Source organism: Piscinibacter sp. (assembly GCF_047600445.1).
Classification (GTDB): domain Bacteria; phylum Pseudomonadota; class Gammaproteobacteria; order Burkholderiales; family Burkholderiaceae_C; genus Piscinibacter.
The window spans coordinates 977,236-996,635 of record NZ_JASGKT010000002.1; the positions used below are offsets into that span (position 1 = coordinate 977,236).

A 19,400-nucleotide genomic window follows, 5' to 3' on the forward strand; every position below is an offset into this window, starting at 1 on the left:
GCGCCGAACGAGGCCACGGGGGTATAGCTCAGCTGGGAGAGCGCTTGCATGGCATGCAAGAGGTCAGCGGTTCGATCCCGCTTACCTCCACCACAACAGCCGATGCGCGGCGCAGGTTCGAGAGGGAAGGTTTGAAGTCCCCTTCGTCTAGAGGCCTAGGACACGACCCTTTCACGGTTGTAACAGGGGTTCGAATCCCCTAGGGGACGCCAAGTTTCGGCAGCGCTTGAGGAGTCATCCTGAAGTTGCCGGCCACGCGGAGTGGTAGTTCAGTTGGTTAGAATACCGGCCTGTCACGCCGGGGGTCGCGGGTTCGAGCCCCGTCCACTCCGCCAAGCATTCGCAACGCCCCGCCGGCTTCCGGCGGGGCGTTTTCTTTTAGGCGTTCAGCGTCCGATCGGGAAGTACTCGATGCCGCGCTCGCGCACCGCCTTCGGGTCGTAGAGATTGCGGCCGTCGAAGATCACCGGCTGCTTCAGCGCGGCGACGACCGCGTCGAAGTCGGGACTGCGGAATTCCTTCCACTCGGTCACGATGAGCAGCGCGTCGGCGCCGGCCAGTGCCTCCATCGGGCTCGCGGCGAAGTGCAGCCCCGGCGTGTCGGCGAGCACGCGGCGCGCCTCGGTCATCGCCACCGGGTCGTAGGCGGAGATGCGCGCGCCGCGCGCCACCAGTTCTCGGATGATCACGCGGCTGGGCGCCTCGCGCATGTCGTCGGTGTTCGGCTTGAAGGCCAGGCCCCAGACGGCGAAGGTCCGGCCGGCCAGGTCCTCGCCGAAGCGCTGCACCACCTTCTTCGACAGCACCTGCTTCTGCGCCTCGTTGGCCGCCTCCACCGCGCCGAGCACGCGCAGCTCCATGCCGGCGTCCTGGCGCGCGGTGCGGATCACCGCCTGCACGTCCTTCGGGAAGCACGAGCCGCCGTAGCCGCAGCCGGCGTACAGGAAGTGGTAGCCGATGCGCGGATCCGAGCCGATGCCGTGGCGCACCGCCTCGATGTCGGCGCCGAGCCGCTCGGCCAGCAGCGCCATCTCGTTCATGAAGCTGATGCGCGTGGCCAGCATCGCGTTGGCGGCGTACTTGGTCAGCTCGGCGCTGCGCACGTCCATCACGATCAGGCGGTCGTGGTTGCGGTTGAAGGGCGCGTACAGCTCGGTCATCAGCTCGATGCCGCGCTTGTCGTCGGCCGCGGCGCCGATCACGATGCGGTCGGGCTTGGCGAAGTCGGCCACCGCCGCGCCTTCCTTGAGGAATTCGGGGTTCGAGACGACGCTGAACGGCAGCGCGGCGCCGCGCTTTGCGAGTTCGTCGGCGAGGGCGGCGCGCACCTTGTCGGCCGTGCCCACCGGCACCGTGCTCTTGTCGATGACGAGCTTGTACTCCGTCATGTGGCGGCCGATGTTGCGGGCCGCGGCCAGCACGTACTTGAGGTCCGCGGAGCCATCCTCGTCCGGCGGCGTGCCGACGGCGATGAACTGCAGCGTGCCAAAATCGACCGCTTTCTTGACATCGGTAGTGAAGTGCAGCCGGCCGGCGCGCACGTTGCGCTCGACGATCGCGTCCAGCCCGGGCTCGTGAATGGGGATGCCGCCCGATTCGAGTGTGGAAATTTTCTTCTCGTCGAGGTCCAGGCACAACACGTCGTTGCCGACGTCGGCGAGACAGGCGCCGCTGACCAAACCCACATAGCCGGTGCCGATGATCGTGATTTTCATGGTGGAGTCGTGCAGTGGCGGCACGATGCCGCCGTGAGGGGTCGAAACCGGGCGATTTTAGGGAGCGCCCCGCCGCGGAACCACCTCTCAACAGGGGTGCGGCGGCGGCAGTGTCGAGGAAGTCTCGCTTCCGTGGTGGCACCCCCGATTCACGGGGAACGCTCCGTCCGGGGGATGGCCGCTGTCATGGACGGCTCCAATAATTCCTGCAACCAGAAGGCCCCCGGGTCAACCAAGATCGGTCAGTGTCCTCCGGTAAAACTCAATGGCTGGAATCGCAAGCATGCTCCTCGACGTCGTCATCGCCTTCTCCGCAGTGATGCTCGCCGCCTTTTCCGTGTACGGCGCGTCGAGCCTCACCGGGCTGTACCTGCCGGAAGGCCCCAGCCTGCTGTTGGTGGCCGCGGAGTTCGCGCTGGTCATGGCCCTGACACATGCCTTCGTCGGGTTGTATCGCCCGCAACGGCTGGCCACGGGCGCGGTCGTGCGGCGCACCGTCTTCGCCGTCGCCTGTGGTGGTGCGGTGAGCTACGCGCTGTGGGGCTTCACGACCTACACCAAGGTGGCCGATGAACTGATCTTCGGCTCGCTGCTGTACCTGCTGGCTGGCATCCTGCTGCTGCGCGGCGTGGCGCGCGTCGTGCGCGCACTGGCCGAGGCGCCGCGCGTGCTGGTCGTCGGCGCCGGGCCGGAGGCGATCTCGGTCGTGCAGGATCTCGCCGCCGCCCATCATTTTCGGCGCGAGGTGGTCGGCATGTATCCGGGCCTGCACTGCGATCCGGCCGGCGCGTCGGTGGCCGGCGTCGCCCCCGTGCTCGATGCGCCGCAGGGCCTGGCCGAGCTGGTCGACCGCCAGCGCGTCAACGAAGTCATCGTCGCGGTGCGCGAGCAGCGCGGCGGCGGCGTGCCGATGGACGAGCTGCTGGCGTGCCGCATTCGCGGCGTGCGCGTGCTCGACCTGGCCGCCTACTACGAGCGTGCGCGCAGCGAGGTGCGCATCGACAGCCTCAAGGCGAGCTGGCTGGTGTACGGCGACGGCTTCGTCCAGGGGCCGCTGCGCCAGGCCGCCAAGCGCACCTTCGACATCCTCAGCTCCAGCCTGCTGCTGCTGCTGGCTTCGCCGGTGATGCTGCTGGCCATGCTCGCGATCCGCCTCGACAGCCCGGGCCCGGTGCTGTACCGGCAGGAGCGCGTCGGCCTCGGCGGCCGCTCGTTCATGTGCATCAAGTTCCGCAGCATGCGCACCGACGCCGAGAAGGACGGCGTCGCGCGCTGGGCCACCAAGAACGATTCGCGCGTCACGCGCGTCGGCGCCTTCATCCGCAAGACGCGCATCGACGAGCTCCCGCAACTGATCAGCGTGCTCAAGGGCGAGATGAGCATGGTCGGCCCGCGCCCCGAGCGCCCGAGCTTCGTCGCCCAGTTGCGCGAGCAGATCCCGTTCTACGACCTGCGCCACAGCGTCAAGCCGGGCGTGACCGGCTGGGCGCAGGTGCGTTACAGCTACGGTGCCTCGGTGGAGGATGCGCGCCGCAAGCACCAGTACGACCTGTACTACGTCAAGCACAACTCGCTGCTGCTGGACATGCTCGTGCTGCTCGAGACGGTCAGCGTCGTGCTGTTTCGCGAAGGCCAGTAGTCTGCCGTCCACACGCGGCGGATTCGGTCACGGCAGCGGCGCCCGCGGGCCCGCCCGCAGGCGTACATTTGCTAGCATGTCCCGCAGCAGGATGCCCACGACTGGGGCTGCCCATCAAAGATTCGAGGAGTCAACCATGTTCATGTCGCTGATCGTCCGGATGGCCCGTCTTCCGCTGCGCTGGGCGGCGTTGGCCGGCATCGCTCTCGCGGCCACCGGCTGCGCCTCGCTGGGCAACCATCCGCCCGCGCCGCAAGACGTTTCCAACCTCGAGCACCGCTACAAGATCGGCGCGCTGGACACGCTCAACATCCAGGTTTGGCGCAATCCCGAGCTGTCGTCGACGGTGACGGTGCGTCCGGACGGCCGCATCTCGTCGCCGCTGGTCGAGGATCTCATCGCCGCGGGCCGCAGCCCGGCCGAACTGGCGCGCGAGATCGAGAAGGCGTTGGCCAAGTTCATCCGCGACCCCGTCGTCACGGTGCTGGTCAGCGGCTTCCAGGGGGTGTACTCCGAGCAGATCCGCATCGTCGGCGAGGCGACGCGCCCGCAGGCCGTGCCGTACCGCCAGGACATGACCGTGCTCGACGTGATGATCCAGGCCGGCGGCCTGACCGACTTCGCCGACGGCAACGGTGCGGTGCTGGTGCGCGGCGCCGAAGGCGGCAAGCAATACCGCATCCGTCTGAAGGATCTGCTCAAGCGCGGCGACATCTCCGCCAACGTGCCGGTGCGCCCGGGCGATGTGGTGATCATCCCGCAGAGCTGGTTCTGACCGGATGACGCGCCAGCCAACGATGAACGCCGGAGCCTCCATGCAGCCCGATTCACCGCTGACCCAACTCAAGGAACTGCTCAAGGGCGCCTGGCGCAGCCGTCGCGTCGGCGTGATCGTGGCATGGGCGCTCGCGCTGCTGTTCGTGCCGCTGGTGCTGCTGATGCCCGACCGCTACCAGGCCACGGCGCGCGTCTACATCGACACGCATACCGTGCTCAAGCCGCTGATGGCCGGCCTCGCGTTCCAGCCCGATTTCGACCAGCAGGTGCGCATGCTGGCGCGCACGCTGATCTCGCGGCCCAACGTCGAGCGGCTGCGCGCCGATACGTCCATCGGCTGGGCGCCGGCGTCCGAGGTCGGCATCTCGCGCGAGGTCGATGCGCTGATGAAGGCGATCCGCATCGTCTCCGAGGGCAGCAACGTCTACACGATCGTCTACCGCGACACCGATGCCGGCCGCGCGCAGCGCCTGGTCGCGACGTTGGTGTCGAGCTTCTCGAGCACCAGCAACGCCGACAAGCAGCGCGACTCCGAGGAGGCACGCAAGTTCATCGACGAGGAGATCCGCCAGTACGAGGTGAAACTCTCCGCCGCCGAGAATGCGCTGAAGGACTTCAAGCTGCGCAACTTCGGCGTCTCCGGCGTGTCGGGGCAGGACTACTTCGCGCGCATCTCGTCGCTGTCGGAGGACGTCGCGCGGCTGCAGTCCGATCTGCAGGCCGCCGAAGCCTCGCGCGATGCGCTGCGCAGGGAACTGAGCGCCCAGCCGGAGCAGTTGCCCGTCGAGGCGCTGCCCGGGCAGATGGCGGCCGCGCCGACCGAGTTGGACACGCGCCTGGAGGCCCAGAAGCGCCAGCTCGACGAATTGCTGCGCCGCTACACCGACGAGCACCCCGACGTGCTCGCGGCGCGCAAGACCATCGCGCAGATTGAGGCGCAGAAGCGTGTCGAGGCCGAGGCTGCGCGCAAGCGTCGCGAGGCCGACGGCAAGACGCCGGCACCGACCAACCCGGTGTACCAGCGCATCCGCGTCTCGCTGGCCGAAGCCGAGGCCAGCGTGGCCTCGCTGCGCGGCCGCCTGACCACCCAGCAGGCGCGGCTCGAGCAGGTGCGCGGCGCCGCCAGCAAGGTGCCGCAGGTGGAGGCCGAACTGGCCCAGTTGAACCGCGACTACGACGTGATCCGCAAGAACTACCAGGCGCTGGTGGAGCGCCGCGAGTCGGCGTCGATCGGCGTCAAGCTCGACCAGACCGCCTCGATGGCCGAGTTCCGCACCATCGATCCGGCACGCGCCGCGACGACGCCGGTGTTCCCGAACAAGGTCGGGCTGGCAGCCATCGGTTTCGTGCTCGCGCTGGTCGGCGGGCTGGTCGCCGCGATCCTCTACAGCCGTGTGCATCCGGTGGTCGATTCCACCAAGGTGCTGCAAGAACTGAGCGGACGGCCGGTGGTGGGCCGCATCACGCTGATCCCCGACGCCGCGACGATCGCCGCGGTGCGCCACAAGTTCGTGCTGCTCGGCGGCGCCGTGCTCGCGCTGTGCGCCTGGCAGGTCGCCTGGATCGGCTGGCTGGCGGTGAGATCCATTTCCTGACAGGGGGCCTGATGAACATCATTGAACAGGCCACGCAGCGCCTCGAAGAGCTCAAGCGCGCCGGCATCGACATCCCCTGGGCTGCCGTGGAGCAGGCCGGCGCCGGCGCGGCGCTCAAGGAAGCCACTGCGGCGCCCGCCAACGTGATCGCCCACGCCGCCGTTCCGGCCCCCGTGCGCCGCGACGGGCCGGTGCTGCGCTCGAAGGATATCCACGTCGACATGGCGCGCCTGGCCGAGCTGGGCTACATCGTGCCGGGACGCGAGCGCAGCCGCTGGGCGGAGGAGTTCCGCGCCGTCAAGCGGGCCGTGCTCGACGTGATCCGCCAGCCGCAGCAGAAGACGCCGCGCAGCAACCTGCTGATGGTGACAAGCGCGCTGCCGGGCGACGGCAAGACCTTCTGCGCGCTCAACCTGGCGCTGAGCATCGCGGCCGAGGTCGACTCGTCGGTGATGCTGGTCGATGCCGACGTCGTCAAGCCGTCTGTGCTCGATCGCCTCGGTGTACAGGCCGAGGCCGCCGGCCTGCTCGACGTGCTGAGCGGTTCGGTCAACGATCTGAGCGAGGTGCTGCTCAAGCCCGACAGCATCCCGAAGCTGACGCTGCTGCACGCCGGCATGCCGCGCGAGAACGCCACCGAACTGCTCGCCAGCGGTGCGATGGACCGGCTGCTGGACGAGTTGTCGACCCGCTACACCGATCGCATCGTCGTCTTCGACGCGCCGCCGCTGCTGCTGACCAGCGAGGCCAAGGCACTGGCCAAGAAGGTTGGCCAGTTGCTGATGGTAGTGCGCGAAAGCGTGACCAGGGTCGAGGATCTGACCAACGCCTATGCCTGCGTCGAGTCGGTGCCGAACGTGATCTCGGTGCTCAACGGCAGCCCGCTGGAAGAAGCCCCGCAGGGCTACGCCAGCGGCTACGGCTACGCGGCATGAAGCTGCGGACCTCGCGCCTCGCCACCGCTCTGGCCGGCGTCGCCGCGCTGTGCGCTGTGCAGCAGGCGAGGGCGCAGGCCGGGTTGCGCATCGAGCCGAGCGTCGGCGTCATGGCGACCGTCACCGACAACGTCAATCCGGGCAGCTATTCCGGTGAGCGCGACAAGGCGCTGGTGCTGGAATTGCGGCCGCAGATCCGCGTCTCCGGGCAGAGTTCGCGCATCCGTGCGAACGGCATGTTCGGGCTGCAGATGCTGACCTACCAGAAGTCCGACGAGGCCAGCCGCACTTTCCCCAACGGGCACCTGGAGGCCAACGTCACGCTGCTCGAGCGCTGGATCTTCGTCGATACCGAGGTCAGCGCAAGCCATGCGGGTTCGGAGATCTTCAGCTTGCAGTCGGGCAGCCAGTCGACGCCGACGGCGGATGACCGCATCACTTACAGCTACCGGCTCAGCCCCTACTTGCAACGCGAGCTGTCGCCCGGCCTGATGCTCAACGCGCGCGCCGACAAGTACTGGACTCGCCTGAAGGAAGACGACGCGCTCGGCCTGGTGGCCTCGAACTCCGATTCGCGGCGCAACACCGCCTCGCTGGAGAAGCGGCCCGAGCCGTTCGGCGGCGCCGTCGAGGTCTTCGATGAGCGCTCCAAGACCGAGTCGCTCACCGACTCCTCGCTGGCCTCGCGCGGTGGCCGCGTGGTGGCCAGCTATGCGGTCAACAACGAACTGCAGTTCGGCCTGTCCGCGGGCCGCGAACGCAGCGCCATCGACGAGGATGTGCAGACCGACGGCACCTACGGTTTCCGCCTGCGCTGGACGCCGAGCGAACGCGCGCGCTTCGAGGCGCAGGCCGAGCGGCGCTACTTCGGCTGGGGCGGCTCGGGGCTGGCCACGCTGCGCTCGCCGTTCTTCGCCTTCACGCTCGAGGCGCTGCGCATGCCGGTGATGCAATCGTCACCGCTGTTCGCGCCCGAGTTCGGCCAGAACCTCGGCGCCGCGCTCGACGCCGTGCTGACCACGCGCTACCCCGACGTGGCGCAGCGCGAGACGCTGGTGCGCAACCTGCTTACGCAGCGCGGCCTCGACCCGAACGCCGTCGGCCCGGTGGACGTGTTTCCCGACTATGCGCAGTTGCTCAACCGCGTCAGCGCGTCGATCGTCTTCCTGGGCCGTCTGACCACCGTCGAGTTGCGCGCTTTCGGCGAGCGCTCCACCGTGCTGCTGCGCGAGAACCAGCTCGTCGTCTCGCCGGTCGCGTCGCTGCAGGACAACCGGCAGCGTGGCGTGTCGCTGACCACGACGCGCCGGCTCACGCCGCAACTGGCCGCCACGCTCGACCTTTTTGCGCGCGAGATCCGCGGCCTCGGCGACGCCACGGGCCAACTCAGCCGCGAGGGCGTGGCGACGTTGGGCGCGCGCATGCTCGTCAACCCGCGCAGCGAGGTCAGTGCTGGCCTGCGCTACCGGCTGTTCCGCTCGAACGTCATCCCCGACTCCGAGGCGACCAGCGTGTTCGTGGGTGCCCTGCACAGATTCTGATCGATCATGTACGAATCGCACTTCGGTCTCAGCAGCCCGCCCTTCCAGCTCAACCCGGACCCGACCTTCTTCTTCGACAGCCGCGGGCACAAGAACGCGCTGGCCTACCTCCAGTTTGGCGCGCACCAGGGTGAAGGTTTCATCGTCGTGACCGGCGAGATCGGCGCGGGCAAGACCACCGTGGTCAATGCGCTGCTCAACGGGCTGGACCGCGACAAGGTGGTAGCGGCCAAGGTGGTCAGCACGCAGCTCGAGGCGGGCGACCTGCTGCGCGCGATCATGACCGCCTTCGGCATTCCGCCGACCGCGCCGTCGAAGGCGCAACTGATCGCGACGCTGGAGGCCTTCCTCACCGCCGTGGCGGCGAGCGGGCGGCGTGCGTTGCTGGTGGTCGACGAGGCGCAGAACCTCAACCGCACGGCGGTCGAGGAACTGCGCATGCTGTCGAACTTCCAGCTCGGCAGCCACGGGCTGCTGCAGAGCTTCCTGGTCGGGCAACCCGAGTTGCGCGCGCTGCTGCAGTCGAAGTCGATGGAGCAACTGCGCCAGCGTGTCATCGCCTCGTGCCACCTCGGGCCGCTGGACGTGACCGAGACGCAGGGCTATATCGAGCACCGGCTGCACATCGTCGGCTGGCACGACGACCCGTCGTTCGATCCGCTCGCGTTCGCCGAGATCCACCGCTGGACGGAGGGCGTGCCACGCCGCATCAACCGGCTGTGCAGCCGGCTGCTGCTGGGCGCCTACCTGCAGGACCTGCACCGCATCGACGTCGCGCTGGTGCGCGAGACCGCGCGCGAACTGGGCGTCGAGGTCGGAGATACGCCGATCGAAGGCGCCGGCGCGCCGCTGCGCGTGCTGGCGTCGGCGCCGGCCGCGCGTAACGAGCCGCTGGCCGGCGAGGCGCAGGGCGCCGCCGCCGCGCGGCCCGTGCTGTGTGTCGTCGACACCATGCCGCAGTACTACGTGGCGCGCAGCCTGGCTGCTGCCGCACGACTGCGTGCCGAGCTGCCGGGTTTCAGCACCGTCTGGGTCGACTCCGGCCGGTCGGGAGCGCTCGCCTTCGAATCCGAGCGGCCGCGCTCGGCCGATTACGTCGAGCTGGCGCCCGAAGGCACGGGCGGGGACGCGATGGAGCGTGCCTTCCAGCGCCTGCTCGACCGCGAGCGCCCGACGGCGGTGATCGTCTGCGCGTCCAGCCACACTGCGTTCGATTGCGCGATGGCCGCTTTCCGCTCCGGTGTGCCGGTGCTGCGCGTCAGCAGCGGCCGGCGGCGCTGGTGGGCCACGCACGAGCAGCGCGTGCGGCTCGAGCTGTTCGAGCGCCTGGCCGCGCTGCTCTACACCGACAGCCTGGCCGCCTCGCATGCGCTGCACCGCAGCGGCATCCCGGTCGATCGTGTGCAGTGCAGCGGCGACATGGCGGCCGTGGTGGTGCGCGCGGCAACCGAATGCGTCAGCGCGCAGGACGTCGACGACCTGCTCGCGCGGGCCGGCCTCGACGGCGCGCAGGGCTTCGTGCTCGCGACGCTGGCCTTCACCCCCGGCGAGTACACGCCGGAGCAGACGGCGCGCATCGTCAACCGGCTGGAAGACATCGCGCGGCGCACACCCGTGCTGTGGCTGGCCGACGAGCGCACGCGCCTGGAGCTTTCCACCTCCGGACACGAATCGCGCCTGCGCGACAGCCCGGTGCATCTGCTCGCCGCGCCGGACTTCGGCGCCTCGGTGGCGCTGCTCATGCGCAGCGCGGCGCTGGTGGCCGACACGCGCGCCGTGCTCGTCGAGTCGGCGCTGGCGCGCGGCCTGCCGTGCATGCTGCTCGACCAGCGCGGCGCGGCATCGGCGCGCCCGCTCGATGCGGGCACCTGGCCGTCGGTCGAGTTCTCCAACGACGTGGACGCGGTGTTCGACGCCGCGCTGGCGCAGAGCCAGGCCATGTCGGAGGCCGATGCCGAGGCGCAGGCGTCGGCGGCCACGGGCATCGTCGACCACCTGGCGGGCTGGCTGCCGGCCGTCGGTGGCAGGGCAAAGGCCCCGGCAATCACCCTCGAGCCGTCGCGCGGCAAGAAGGCCTGAGCGGCCGGTGCGCTGACGCGGCTCGATACCCGTTCCGGGTGGGTTTACCCTTGCTTGAGGGGGCGTACAACCGACGCGCCATCCAAGCCGGATTCCATAATTCCCGCTGAACAAGCATTCACTCGACAGATCCGACCATGACGCAGCAAACCGGTCCGTGGCAATCCGCCCGGCGCGTGCTCTACCACCATCGCACCCAGGGCAAGGCGGTCGAGGGTGTGCACATCCGCGGCATCGCCGACGCACTGAAGGCTGGCGGTGTCGCGGTCGACGTGCTGTCGCTGCCCGGCGCAGACCCGTACGCCTCGCCCAAGTCGATGTCTCCGACCAAGCAGGCCACGCCGCTGATGCGCCTGGTCTCGAACCTGCCCGAGCCGCTGTTCGAGTGCGTGGAGGTGGCCTACAACGCGATCGTCGCCTGGCGGCTGCTCGGCTACCTGCGCAAGCACCGCGACGTGGACTTCATCTACGAGCGCTACTCGCTGTTCATGTTCGCCGGGTTGCTGGTGGCGCGCATGAAGGGGCTGCCGTTCTTCCTCGAGGTGAACGACTCCTCGGAGGTCGAGCGCGTCAGGCCGCTGTTCTTCCGGCGCCTCGCGTCGATGATCGAACGCTGGGTGTTCCGCAAGGCCACCGGCCTGGTGTTCGTCTCGCGCGTCTTCCTGCAGCGCATGGAGCAGGCGCACGGACAGCTGGCTCCGGCGATCGTGACGCCGAACGCGGCGAACATCGACAAGTTCAGCTTCACGCCGGAACAGCGCGCGGCGGCGCGTGCCAAGTACGGGCTCGACGGATCGGTGGTGTGCGGCTATCTCGGTGCCTTCGTGCCCTGGCATGCCATCGACCGCTTCGTCTACGCGATCGCCGATCGCCTCGAGAGCGCGCCGCACCTGAAGATGCTGCTGGTGGGCGATGGGGCCACCTTCACCGAGGTGCAGGACTTCGTGAAGCGCAAGGGGCTGGATCAGCGCGTCATCCTCACCGGCCGCGTCGCGCACGACGAAGTGCCCGGGCTGCTGGCGGCGATGGACATGGCCGTCCTGCCCAGCGCGGGCGACTACACCTCGCCAGTCAAGCTGTTCGAGTTCATGGCCTCGGGCATCGCGCCGGTGGCGCCCGACTTCGATCCCATCCAGGAGGTGCTGGTGCCGGGGCGGACGGGCTGGATCTTCAAGGCGGGCGACATGGAGGCGGCGGTGCAGTCGGTGCTCGAGCGCAGCCGCGATCCGGACGTGCTGCGCCAGGTCGGCTCGGCGGCGCGCGAGTACATCCGCGCCGAGCGCCAGTGGCGCAACAACGTCGAGCAGTTGCTCAACTTCCACGTGCGGCTCGGCGGCGCGCCGGCGCGCGCGTGAGCGGGTACGGGGAGGCTCGATGCTGATCGCCGACCTCGCGGCCAAGCGCGAGCTCTACGCGCAGTACGGCACGCCCTGTTCGGCGCTCAAGGCGCTGATGGCTGACGGCACCACGGCGGTGCTGCTGTACCGCCTGCAGCAGGCGCTGGCGCGCATCGGGCTGGCGCCGCTGGCGCTGATCCCGCATCAACTCAACAAAATCCTCAACGGCTGCGTGATCGGCGTGCGCGCGCAGTTCGGCCCGGGGCTGGTGCTGATCCACCCGGTCGGCGTCGTCGTCAACTCGGCGGTGCGCGGCGGCGCCAAGGTGTGGATCGAGAGCAGCGTGGTGATCGGCGACAACCGCGGGGGCTACCCGATTCTCGGCGATGGCGTCTTCATCGGCTCGGGGGCGAAGGTGATCGGCGGCGTGCGCGTTGGATCGGGCGCGCGCATCGGCGCGAATGCCGTGGTGCTGCACGATATTCCGGAAGGAGCCACGGCGGTGGGCATTCCGGCGCGCTGTGTGAGAACGAACGAAGGGAGCCCATGAATCGAGCCCGGCTGCGCATCGCGCTGGTGACGCCGATGCTGCCCGTGCCGCACGACCTGACGCGCGGCCGCTACATCCACGAGACCGCACGTTGCCTCGCGAAGATCGCCGACGTGCGCGTCTACTTCCAGACGCTGCGCTATCCGCGCCTGCCCGGCATCGTGCCCAAGAGTTACCTCTATGGCGACGTGCCGCCCGACTACAAGCTCGACGGCGTCGACGTGGAGGCTTTCAGCTACGGCTCGCTGCCGGTGCTGGGGCGGCCGCTCAACGGCTGGCTCGCCTCGCGCGCACTGACGCCGCGCATGGCGACGTTCGCACCCGATGTGGTGGTGGGCTACTGGGTCTACCCCGATGGCTTTGCCGCGCTGCTGGCGGCGCATCGCCTCGGCAAACCCTGCGTGGTGGGAGCGCTCGGCTCGGACATCCATGTGCGTTCCGGCTCGAACGCCTGGCTGACCCGTCGCACCATCGAGCGTGCCGATGCGCTGGTGGTCGTCAGCGAGGCGATGGCGCGCGGTGCGCAGGCGCAGTTCGGCGCGGACCCTGCGCGCGTGCACACCATCGTCAACGGCTTCAACCGCAGTGTGTTCCGGCTGCAGGACCAACAGCAGGCGCGTGCCGCGCTGGGCCTGCCGATGCAGGGCCGCCTGATCGTCTACGTGGGGCGCTTCGTCGAGGCCAAGGGCCTCATCGAATTGCTGGACGCGTTCGAGAAGATGGCGGCCGAGGACGGTGACGTCCGTCTGGCGCTGATCGGCGACGGCGTGATGGCGCCTCAACTGCCCGGCCTGGTGCGCGACCGTGGTCTCGCGGAGCGTGTGCTTCTGCCCGGCAGCATGGAGCCGGTGCAGGTCGCGCGCTGGATATCGGCCGCCGATCTGCTGACGCTGCCGAGTTGGTCGGAGGGCTACCCGAACGTCGTCGTGGAAGCGCTCGCCTGTGGCACGCCGGTGGTGGCCACCGACGTGGGCGGCACGCGGGAGATTCTGCGCGAGGACCGGGGCCTGTTGGTGTCGCCGCGTGATGCGCAGGCGTTGCGTGTCGCGCTCACCGAGGCGCTGCGGCGGCCTTGGGACCGGGCGGCGATCGCGGCCTCGATGGCACGCAGCTGGGACGACGTCGCCGCCGAGACGCTGCAGGTCTGCGAGTCGGTCGTGGCACGGCGCTCCGCGCGCCGGCAGGGCTGAGGCCGCTGGCCCCGGGGTAGATCGGTTCGTGCGATGAGCACCGCCGCTCCATCCACCGCCGGCGTGCGGCTCGAGCAGGTCGACGGACTGCGCGCCCTGGCTGCGCTGAGCGTGGTCGGCTTCCATTTCACGACCCGCTACGAGCAGGTGTTCGCGCACACGCGGGCGCTCGAAGCGGGGTTCGATCTCGGCTACCTGGGTGTCAACCTGTTCTTCGTGATCAGCGGCTTCGTCATCTTCATGACGATCGAGGCCGCGAAGTCGCCGCAGGATTTCGCCTTCTCGCGCTTCTCGCGTCTCTTTCCCACCTACTGGGCTGCTGTCCTGCTCACCTGGCTGCTGACGCTGCTGCTGCCGATTCCAGGCAACGTTCGTGCGCTGCCCGAGGTGCTGGCCAACTTCACCATGGTCCACGAGGGTTTTGGCTTCAAGAGCGTCGATGGCGCCTACTGGTCGCTGGAGATCGAAATCGTCTACTACCTGTGGATGCTGGCGCTCTGGTCGCTCGGCTGGCTGCGCCGCCCGCACCTCGTGATCGTCGCATGGCTGGCCGCGGCATTGGCCGCTGCCGCGGCCAATGCCGCGCGTCCGGCGACGGTGCCGCACACGCTCATGCACTATGCGCTGCTGGGTTGGATTCCGTGGTTCGGGCTGGGCATGGTGGCCTATCTCGCCTATCGGCAACGAGCTTCCGCGCCGTTCATCGCCGCCGTATCGGCACTCGCGCTGGCGGCGATCGCCTGCCGGTCCGGTCCCGTCGAGGTGCTGGCCGGCCTCGGCGCCGGCTTGGCGGTGTGGCTCGCCAGTCGCGGCAGATTGCGCCTTGCGGGGTGGCGGCCGTTGGTCTTCATCGGCGCGATCTCCTATCCGCTGTACCTGCTCCACGAGCAGTTCGGATGGCTGTTCATGCTGCAGTTGCAGCAGCGCGGTATCGACCCCTGGCTGTCGATCGTCGGCGCCCTCGTGTTCTGCATCGCAGCGGCGTGGACGCTGCGCGTGACGGTGGAGATGCCGGCGATGCGCTGGCTGCGCGCGTGGTGGAGGCGGCATGCCGTCGTGCCGCCGTCTCCTGGTGTCTTTCGGCGTGCGACGGTGGCCAGCCTCGCCGCGTTGATGGCCCTGGCCATCGGCTCCATAGCGACCACCAAGCTCCGGCTGGTGGGCCACGGCGAGCCGCTGGCGGAAGTCAACGACTGGCCACGCGCGCCGGCGCCCGGATGTGCGCCGGAGTTGCAGCGCGAACTTCGCATTCTCGTGGTGCTTGGGCAGTCGAACGCTGCCAGCCATGCCGAGCCGGTGGCCGGCGCGAGCGAGATTCCGGTCATCCACGAGGGACGCTGCCGCATGGTTGCCGATCCCTTGCCGGGTACGAGCGGCCGTGGCGCCAGCCTGTGGACCGCACTGCTGCCGCGGCTCGATGCTGCACGGCCAGGCGTCGTCGACGCGATCATGCCGCTGGCCGTGGGCGACACGACGATCGCGCAGTGGGTGGCACCGGGGCGCCTGCGTGACATGCTGAGCGCGGAACTCGCGGCGCTGTCTGCGCAGCAGGATCGTGTGGACTTCGTGTTGTGGCAGCAGGGCGAGGCCGACATGCTGCGAGGTACCGAAGCGGCCCACTACCTGCGCGACCTTCGTGCGTTGCGCCGGCTGCTCGACGAGGCTGGCGTGCGTGCGCCGCTGGTGGTGGCGCGCTCGACGCGCTGCTTTGCACCAGGTCTCGGGGCGGGCAGCGTGCGGCGCGTGCTGGAGCGCCACGAGACGCTGTTGCGTGGCGAGCGCATCGTGCTCGGCCCCGACACCGACGGCATCGGCGGCGAAGGCCGCTCGGATGGCTGCCACTTCAATGAACGTGGCCGCCGGGAGGCGGCCACGTTGTGGCTTCGGACGCTGACGACGCTGCTTCGCGGCGGTTGATGCGCCGCGAGGCCGTTGCCGCCTTACTTCTCGATCGCGCCCAGATCGGCCGCTGCGCCGCTCACCGAGCGGGCCGTTCCCACCAGGCTGGTGTTCAACTGGTAGTTCACCGGGAAGCCCGAAGCGGCAGAGAGGCTTGCCTGAGCCTGATCGATGATGGCGGAGCCTGCGAGTGGGACGAGGGAGTTGACATCGACAGGCGGGGTGGAGCCCGTGATGAAGTTGGAGGTGCCGAGGATCTGCCCGGGGACGGGGTGATAGGGATCGGAGTCGACCCAGCGGGAGTTGATCCAGTTGCGGCCGAAGTTCAGGATGCCGCCGGTGGTCCATGCGGAGCCGACCTCGGTGGAGGCACGCAACATGGCGTAGGGAGCGGCATCGTCGTAGACGAAGACGTTGTTCCAGATCTCGGCGCGCTCCTCGGTGGTGGAGAGCTGGAAGAGCACGGCATAACCGTTGCCGGTGATGCGCACCGTGTTGTTGAAGAAATACAGTGTGCCCTTGCGGTTGTTCGGCTCGCCCCAGTTGGCGCCCGGGGTGGAGCCGTTGTGGTCGCCGCCATAGTGGATCGTGCTGCCCTTGCGACCATCCTTGATGATCTGGTTGCCGTAGACGAACGTGGTGCGGTAGTCGGGCTGCTTCTTGGCGTAGACGGGGAAGTCCTCGGCCTCGACCAGATCGATGGCGCGAGAGCCGTCCTCGATGCGGTTGTAGCGCACCACGGTGCCCACCGAGCGATCCTTGAGGGAGTTGCCCGAGGCGCCGGAGCGCATGGCGCCGTAGCGGTTGAACTCGTAGACCACACCGTGGCTCTGGATGTAGGTGGAGTGCATGTGCACGTCACCGACGATGCCGTTGTTGGTGAAAGTGTTGCCGGCGATGCGCAGGTTCTTGGTGACGGCGAAGTCGCCGTCATCGGTGGACTTGCTGAAGATGCCCTGGCTGCAATCGGTGATCTCGTTGTCGGCGATGGTGATGTTGTGGCCGCGGTCGACCCAGATGCAGGCGCCGAAGTCGGTGTAGGACTTGGAGGCGCCGGCGGCGTCGGTGAACTTGTAGCTGGGGTGGGCCGAGCGCACCACGAGGCCGTCGATCTGGATGTTGCGCGGATAGGACTCGTAGGCCTGGGTGGCCAGCGGCTTGACGACGATGACCGAGCGGTTCTGGTGGATGTCGCTGACGGCGGTGGAGCTGCCGTAGGCGTTGGCCAGGGCGCGGCGGGTGACGGCGTTGGCGCCGGTGATGACGGGGCGCTGGCCGTTGGGGCCCTTGACGCCGCAGATGCGCACGGGCGCGTCGGCGGTGCCCTGGGCGGCGATGAGGAACTTGCCGGCGTAGGGCGTGGCGCTGTAGAAGATGCGCACGGTGTCGCCGGCCTTCAGGCTCTCCCAGGGCACGTCGGCCAGGCTGGCGAGCTGGCCCGCGTTCGGCCCCACCTGGTAGTCCGTACCCTTGCCCGAGGGCTGGCACGCCGTCAGGCTGACAGGCGAGGGTGCGGGGGTCGGTGCAGGTGCAGGTGCAGGTGCAGGTGCAGGTGCAGGTGCAGGTGCAGGTGCAGGTGCAGGTGCAGGTGCAGGAGCAGGAGCAGGAGCAGGAGCAGGAGCAGGAGCAGGAGCAGGAGCAGGAGCAGGAGCAGGAGCAGGAGCAGGAGCAGGAGCCGGCGCAGGGGTGGGAGCCGGCGCAGGCGCAGGGGTGGGAGCCGGCGCAGGCGCAGGCCTCGGGGATGGTGCGGGTGCCGGGGCAGGTGCCGGCGCTGGAGCGGGCGTCGGGGCAGGCTTGGGCGCCGGCGCAGGTGTGGGCGCGGGCGCGGGCGTCGGGACTGGCACCGGAACCGGGGTGGGCTCAGCGGCGGGCGTCGGAGCGCTGGCGGCGGGGCGCTGGACGGTCGTGACACTGGTCGAACGATTGCCGGCTGCATCTTCGGCGACGACGGTGATCTTGTTGCTCCCGGTCCGCAGTTGGATCGAGGCCACCGACCAGCGTGCCGAGAAGTAGCTGCCCCTCATCGAAGCCATGCCCGAACCGCCGCGGTCGCTGGACCAGCGAACGCGGTACAGGCGCATGTTGTCGGAAGCCGTGCCACTCAGTCCGACGACGCCGCTGGCGCTGGCCTTGGGGGATTCATCGACGGTCACGCTCGGTGCGATAGTGTCCCGCGCGCGCCAGCGCAGGCGCTCGGCATCTTCGAGGTCAACGCTGAACACGTCCTCGTCGGCGGCTGCAGCGTCCTCGCCATTGGAGCCGCCGCAGGCGGCAAGCGTGGCAGCCATCATGGCGTGGAATGCCGCGAGGGCGATGCGATTGCGCTTGAAGTTCATCGAGATTCCCAACGAGTGATTTCCCTGGACGCGCCTGGCGATGAGCCTGACGTGCCTTCGTTGCCCGGCCATGACCGTGTCGATCGGTTCCGGATGCGTGAGTCGCACGGTAGTGGCCCGTGGTGCATCCCCCGTAACCGAGCGGGTCGTGTGTAACGGCAACAGGAATCGCCCACCGCGACCGCTTCTCTGGGCAAAGCGTCGTGTGTGACGAACTGTCGCGTGAGAATTTCACGTACCCCGAACACAAAAGTTACGGACTGGTGCGAGGCTGCGATGATTCATGCACCGCGTCTTGGGGGAAGGCTGTGTGGAGGCCTACCGTATGATCCGGTCGGTCGACGAGGCGCGATCTCGCGCGATCCACGCGCATGACACCGCGCAAGAACAGGAACTGCATCGGCAGTCCTCGATGAGCTTCTTTCTCTTCACCCTTTATCTGGCGCTCAACTTCGCAAGGCCGGTCGAGCTACTGGCGCCTGAACTGGGCGAATTGCGGCCGATGCTCTGGTTGTGGCTGCTCGCCTTCGGGGCCGCTTGCGTCGAGGCGGTGCGGTACCAACGCATCGCGGCTTCGAGTCTGCACATCCTGATGCTGCTCGGGTTCATGGCGGCGATCGTGGTGTCCCAGGTGATGCAAGGCTGGGCAGGCGGCGCGGTGTACGCAATGGCGGTGTTCAGCACATCGTCGATGTTCTTCTTGCTGGCCGCCCTCAACCTGACCACGCACGAGCGGCTCGTGACGGCCGGCAAAGTGCTTGCGCTGAGCATCGTGGTCATGGCAGCCGTCGGCGTGTTCTCGTACCACACCGGCTGGCATGCCGACACGCTCGTACTCGCGCAGAACACCTACGACGACAATCTCGATCCCGACGTGGGGCCCGAGCCCGGCACGGCGCCGGCGAAGGACAGCAGCGGACGCTTTCTCTGGCGCTTGCACGCCCTGGGCTTCCTGCAGGATCCCAACGATTTTGCGCAAGCCATGATCGTGAGCCTGCCGCTGCTGCTGCTCGGCTACGCGCCCGGCAGGCTGCTGCGCAACCTCGTGTTCATCGGGCTGCCGGCGGCCCTTCTGCTCTACGCCATCTTGCTCACGCACTCGCGCGGAGCGCTGGTCGGCATCGGTGCGATGCTCTTCTTCGGCGCACGGCGCTACCTCGGCACCACCCGCACGCTGATGCTGGGTGGGCTGCTGGTGGCGGGCGCTCTGGCCACCAGCTTCGGCGGCGGTCGTGCATTCTCGGCCCAGGAGGAGTCGGCGGGCGACCGCATCTCGGCCTGGTACGCCGGATTCCAGATGTTCAAGAGCAGCCCGCTGTTCGGCATCGGCTTCCAGAACTTCACGGAACATCATCACCTCACGGCGCACAACTCCTTCGTGCTGTGTCTCGCCGAACTGGGAATGTCCGGCTACTTCTTCTGGATGGCGATGCTCGTGCTGGCCTTCCTCGGCTTGAAACGCGCCGGCGCGGCGGCCGGCGGCAGCTCGACGCCAGAACTGCTGACGACGGCGCTCATCGGTTTCCTGACCTGCGCATGGTTTCTGTCGCGCACCTACCAGCCGACGCTGTTCCTGCTGCTGGCGATGTGCGCCGCGGCATGGCATTGCGCCACGCGCGGCGCCGTGCAGGCGAGCGCGCCCAGCCCGGCAGCGGCGCGCGCACTGGTGGCGACCCAATCGCCCTGGCGCTGGCCCTGGTTCAAGTACACGCTGGCGGCGATCGCCGCTTCGATGGCGCTGGTCCAGTTCTTCATCGTTGCGAGCCGCTAGCGCACCGGGCTCGTGTCATCTACAACCGATCAATGA

General features: G+C 68.7%; 14 protein-coding genes and 3 tRNA genes. 15 read left to right on the forward strand and 2 right to left on the reverse strand.

Annotated elements, in window-relative coordinates; genetic code table 11:
* Nucleotides 1–17 precede the first annotated feature (17 nt).
* From QM792_RS08710 to QM792_RS08720, 3 genes are all read left to right on the forward strand, one after another.
* Nucleotides 18–93 (forward strand) — tRNA-Ala (locus tag QM792_RS08710).
* Nucleotides 94–136: 43 nt separating this feature from the next.
* Nucleotides 137–212 (forward strand) — tRNA-Glu (locus QM792_RS08715).
* Between the two features lie 46 nt (nt 213–258).
* Nucleotides 259–335, forward strand: a tRNA-Asp gene (locus QM792_RS08720).
* 51 nt (nt 336–386) lie between these two features.
* Here the strand turns inward: QM792_RS08720 and QM792_RS08725 are convergent.
* Complete coding sequence (locus tag QM792_RS08725) at nt 387–1,715, reverse strand: UDP-glucose dehydrogenase family protein (RefSeq protein ID WP_415149239.1); 1,329 nt, start codon at nt 1,713–1,715, stop codon at nt 387–389.
* Nucleotides 1,716–1,998: 283 nt separating this feature from the next.
* Here QM792_RS08725 and QM792_RS08730 point away from each other — a divergent pair, with 283 nt between their 5' ends.
* From QM792_RS08730 to QM792_RS08775, 10 genes are all read left to right on the forward strand, one after another.
* On the forward strand, nt 1,999–3,354 hold the full coding sequence (locus QM792_RS08730; protein ID WP_415149240.1) for a TIGR03013 family XrtA/PEP-CTERM system glycosyltransferase: 1,356 nt from the start codon (nt 1,999–2,001) through the stop codon (nt 3,352–3,354).
* 142 nt (nt 3,355–3,496) lie between these two features.
* The gene (locus QM792_RS08735; protein WP_415151601.1) at nt 3,497–4,129 is read left to right on the forward strand and encodes an XrtA/PEP-CTERM system exopolysaccharide export protein; all 633 of its coding nucleotides are present in this window, start codon (nt 3,497–3,499) and stop codon (nt 4,127–4,129) included.
* Between the two features lie 40 nt (nt 4,130–4,169).
* On the forward strand, nt 4,170–5,726 hold the full coding sequence (locus tag QM792_RS08740) for an XrtA system polysaccharide chain length determinant (RefSeq protein ID WP_415149241.1): 1,557 nt from the start codon (nt 4,170–4,172) through the stop codon (nt 5,724–5,726).
* Between the two features lie 11 nt (nt 5,727–5,737).
* Nucleotides 5,738–6,661: a chromosome partitioning ATPase gene (locus tag QM792_RS08745; protein ID WP_415149243.1), complete on the forward strand. Its 924-nt coding sequence runs from the start codon at nt 5,738–5,740 to the stop codon at nt 6,659–6,661.
* Nucleotides 6,658–8,202: a TIGR03016 family PEP-CTERM system-associated outer membrane protein gene (locus QM792_RS08750; RefSeq protein ID WP_415149244.1), complete on the forward strand. Its 1,545-nt coding sequence runs from the start codon at nt 6,658–6,660 to the stop codon at nt 8,200–8,202. The genes QM792_RS08745 and QM792_RS08750 overlap by 4 nt, the downstream gene beginning before the upstream one ends.
* Nucleotides 8,203–8,208: 6 nt before the next feature.
* Nucleotides 8,209–10,281 carry an XrtA/PEP-CTERM system-associated ATPase gene (locus QM792_RS08755; RefSeq protein WP_415149246.1) on the forward strand — a complete coding sequence of 691 codons (2,073 nt, stop codon included), beginning with the start codon at nt 8,209–8,211 and terminating at the stop codon, nt 10,279–10,281.
* A 137-nt stretch (nt 10,282–10,418) separates the two neighbouring features.
* A complete protein-coding gene (locus QM792_RS08760) occupies nt 10,419–11,636 on the forward strand; it encodes a glycosyltransferase family 4 protein (protein ID WP_415149248.1) in 1,218 nt (405 codons plus the stop codon).
* 19 nt (nt 11,637–11,655) lie between these two features.
* A complete protein-coding gene (locus QM792_RS08765) occupies nt 11,656–12,168 on the forward strand; it encodes a serine O-acetyltransferase (RefSeq protein WP_415149249.1) in 513 nt (170 codons plus the stop codon).
* Nucleotides 12,165–13,358 carry a glycosyltransferase gene (locus tag QM792_RS08770; RefSeq protein ID WP_415149251.1) on the forward strand — a complete coding sequence of 398 codons (1,194 nt, stop codon included), beginning with the start codon at nt 12,165–12,167 and terminating at the stop codon, nt 13,356–13,358. The genes QM792_RS08765 and QM792_RS08770 overlap by 4 nt, the downstream gene beginning before the upstream one ends.
* A 33-nt stretch (nt 13,359–13,391) precedes the next feature.
* Nucleotides 13,392–15,275, forward strand: coding sequence for an acyltransferase family protein (locus QM792_RS08775; RefSeq protein ID WP_415149253.1), 1,884 nt, complete (start codon nt 13,392–13,394; stop codon nt 15,273–15,275).
* Between the two features lie 23 nt (nt 15,276–15,298).
* Here QM792_RS08775 and QM792_RS08780 read toward each other — a convergent pair whose 3' ends face one another.
* Nucleotides 15,299–16,711, reverse strand: coding sequence for a hypothetical protein (locus tag QM792_RS08780; RefSeq protein ID WP_415149254.1), 1,413 nt, complete (start codon nt 16,709–16,711; stop codon nt 15,299–15,301).
* Nucleotides 16,712–16,767: 56 nt separating this feature from the next.
* On the opposite strand from QM792_RS08780, the gene QM792_RS08785 reads away from it, so the two are divergent.
* Both QM792_RS08785 and QM792_RS08790 read left to right on the forward strand, forming a co-directional pair.
* The gene (locus QM792_RS08785; RefSeq protein WP_415149255.1) at nt 16,768–17,166 is read left to right on the forward strand and encodes a hypothetical protein; all 399 of its coding nucleotides are present in this window, start codon (nt 16,768–16,770) and stop codon (nt 17,164–17,166) included.
* Nucleotides 17,167–17,876: 710 nt separating this feature from the next.
* Complete coding sequence (locus QM792_RS08790) at nt 17,877–19,364, forward strand: O-antigen ligase family protein (RefSeq protein ID WP_415149257.1); 1,488 nt, start codon at nt 17,877–17,879, stop codon at nt 19,362–19,364.
* Nucleotides 19,365–19,400: the final 36 nt, after the last annotated feature.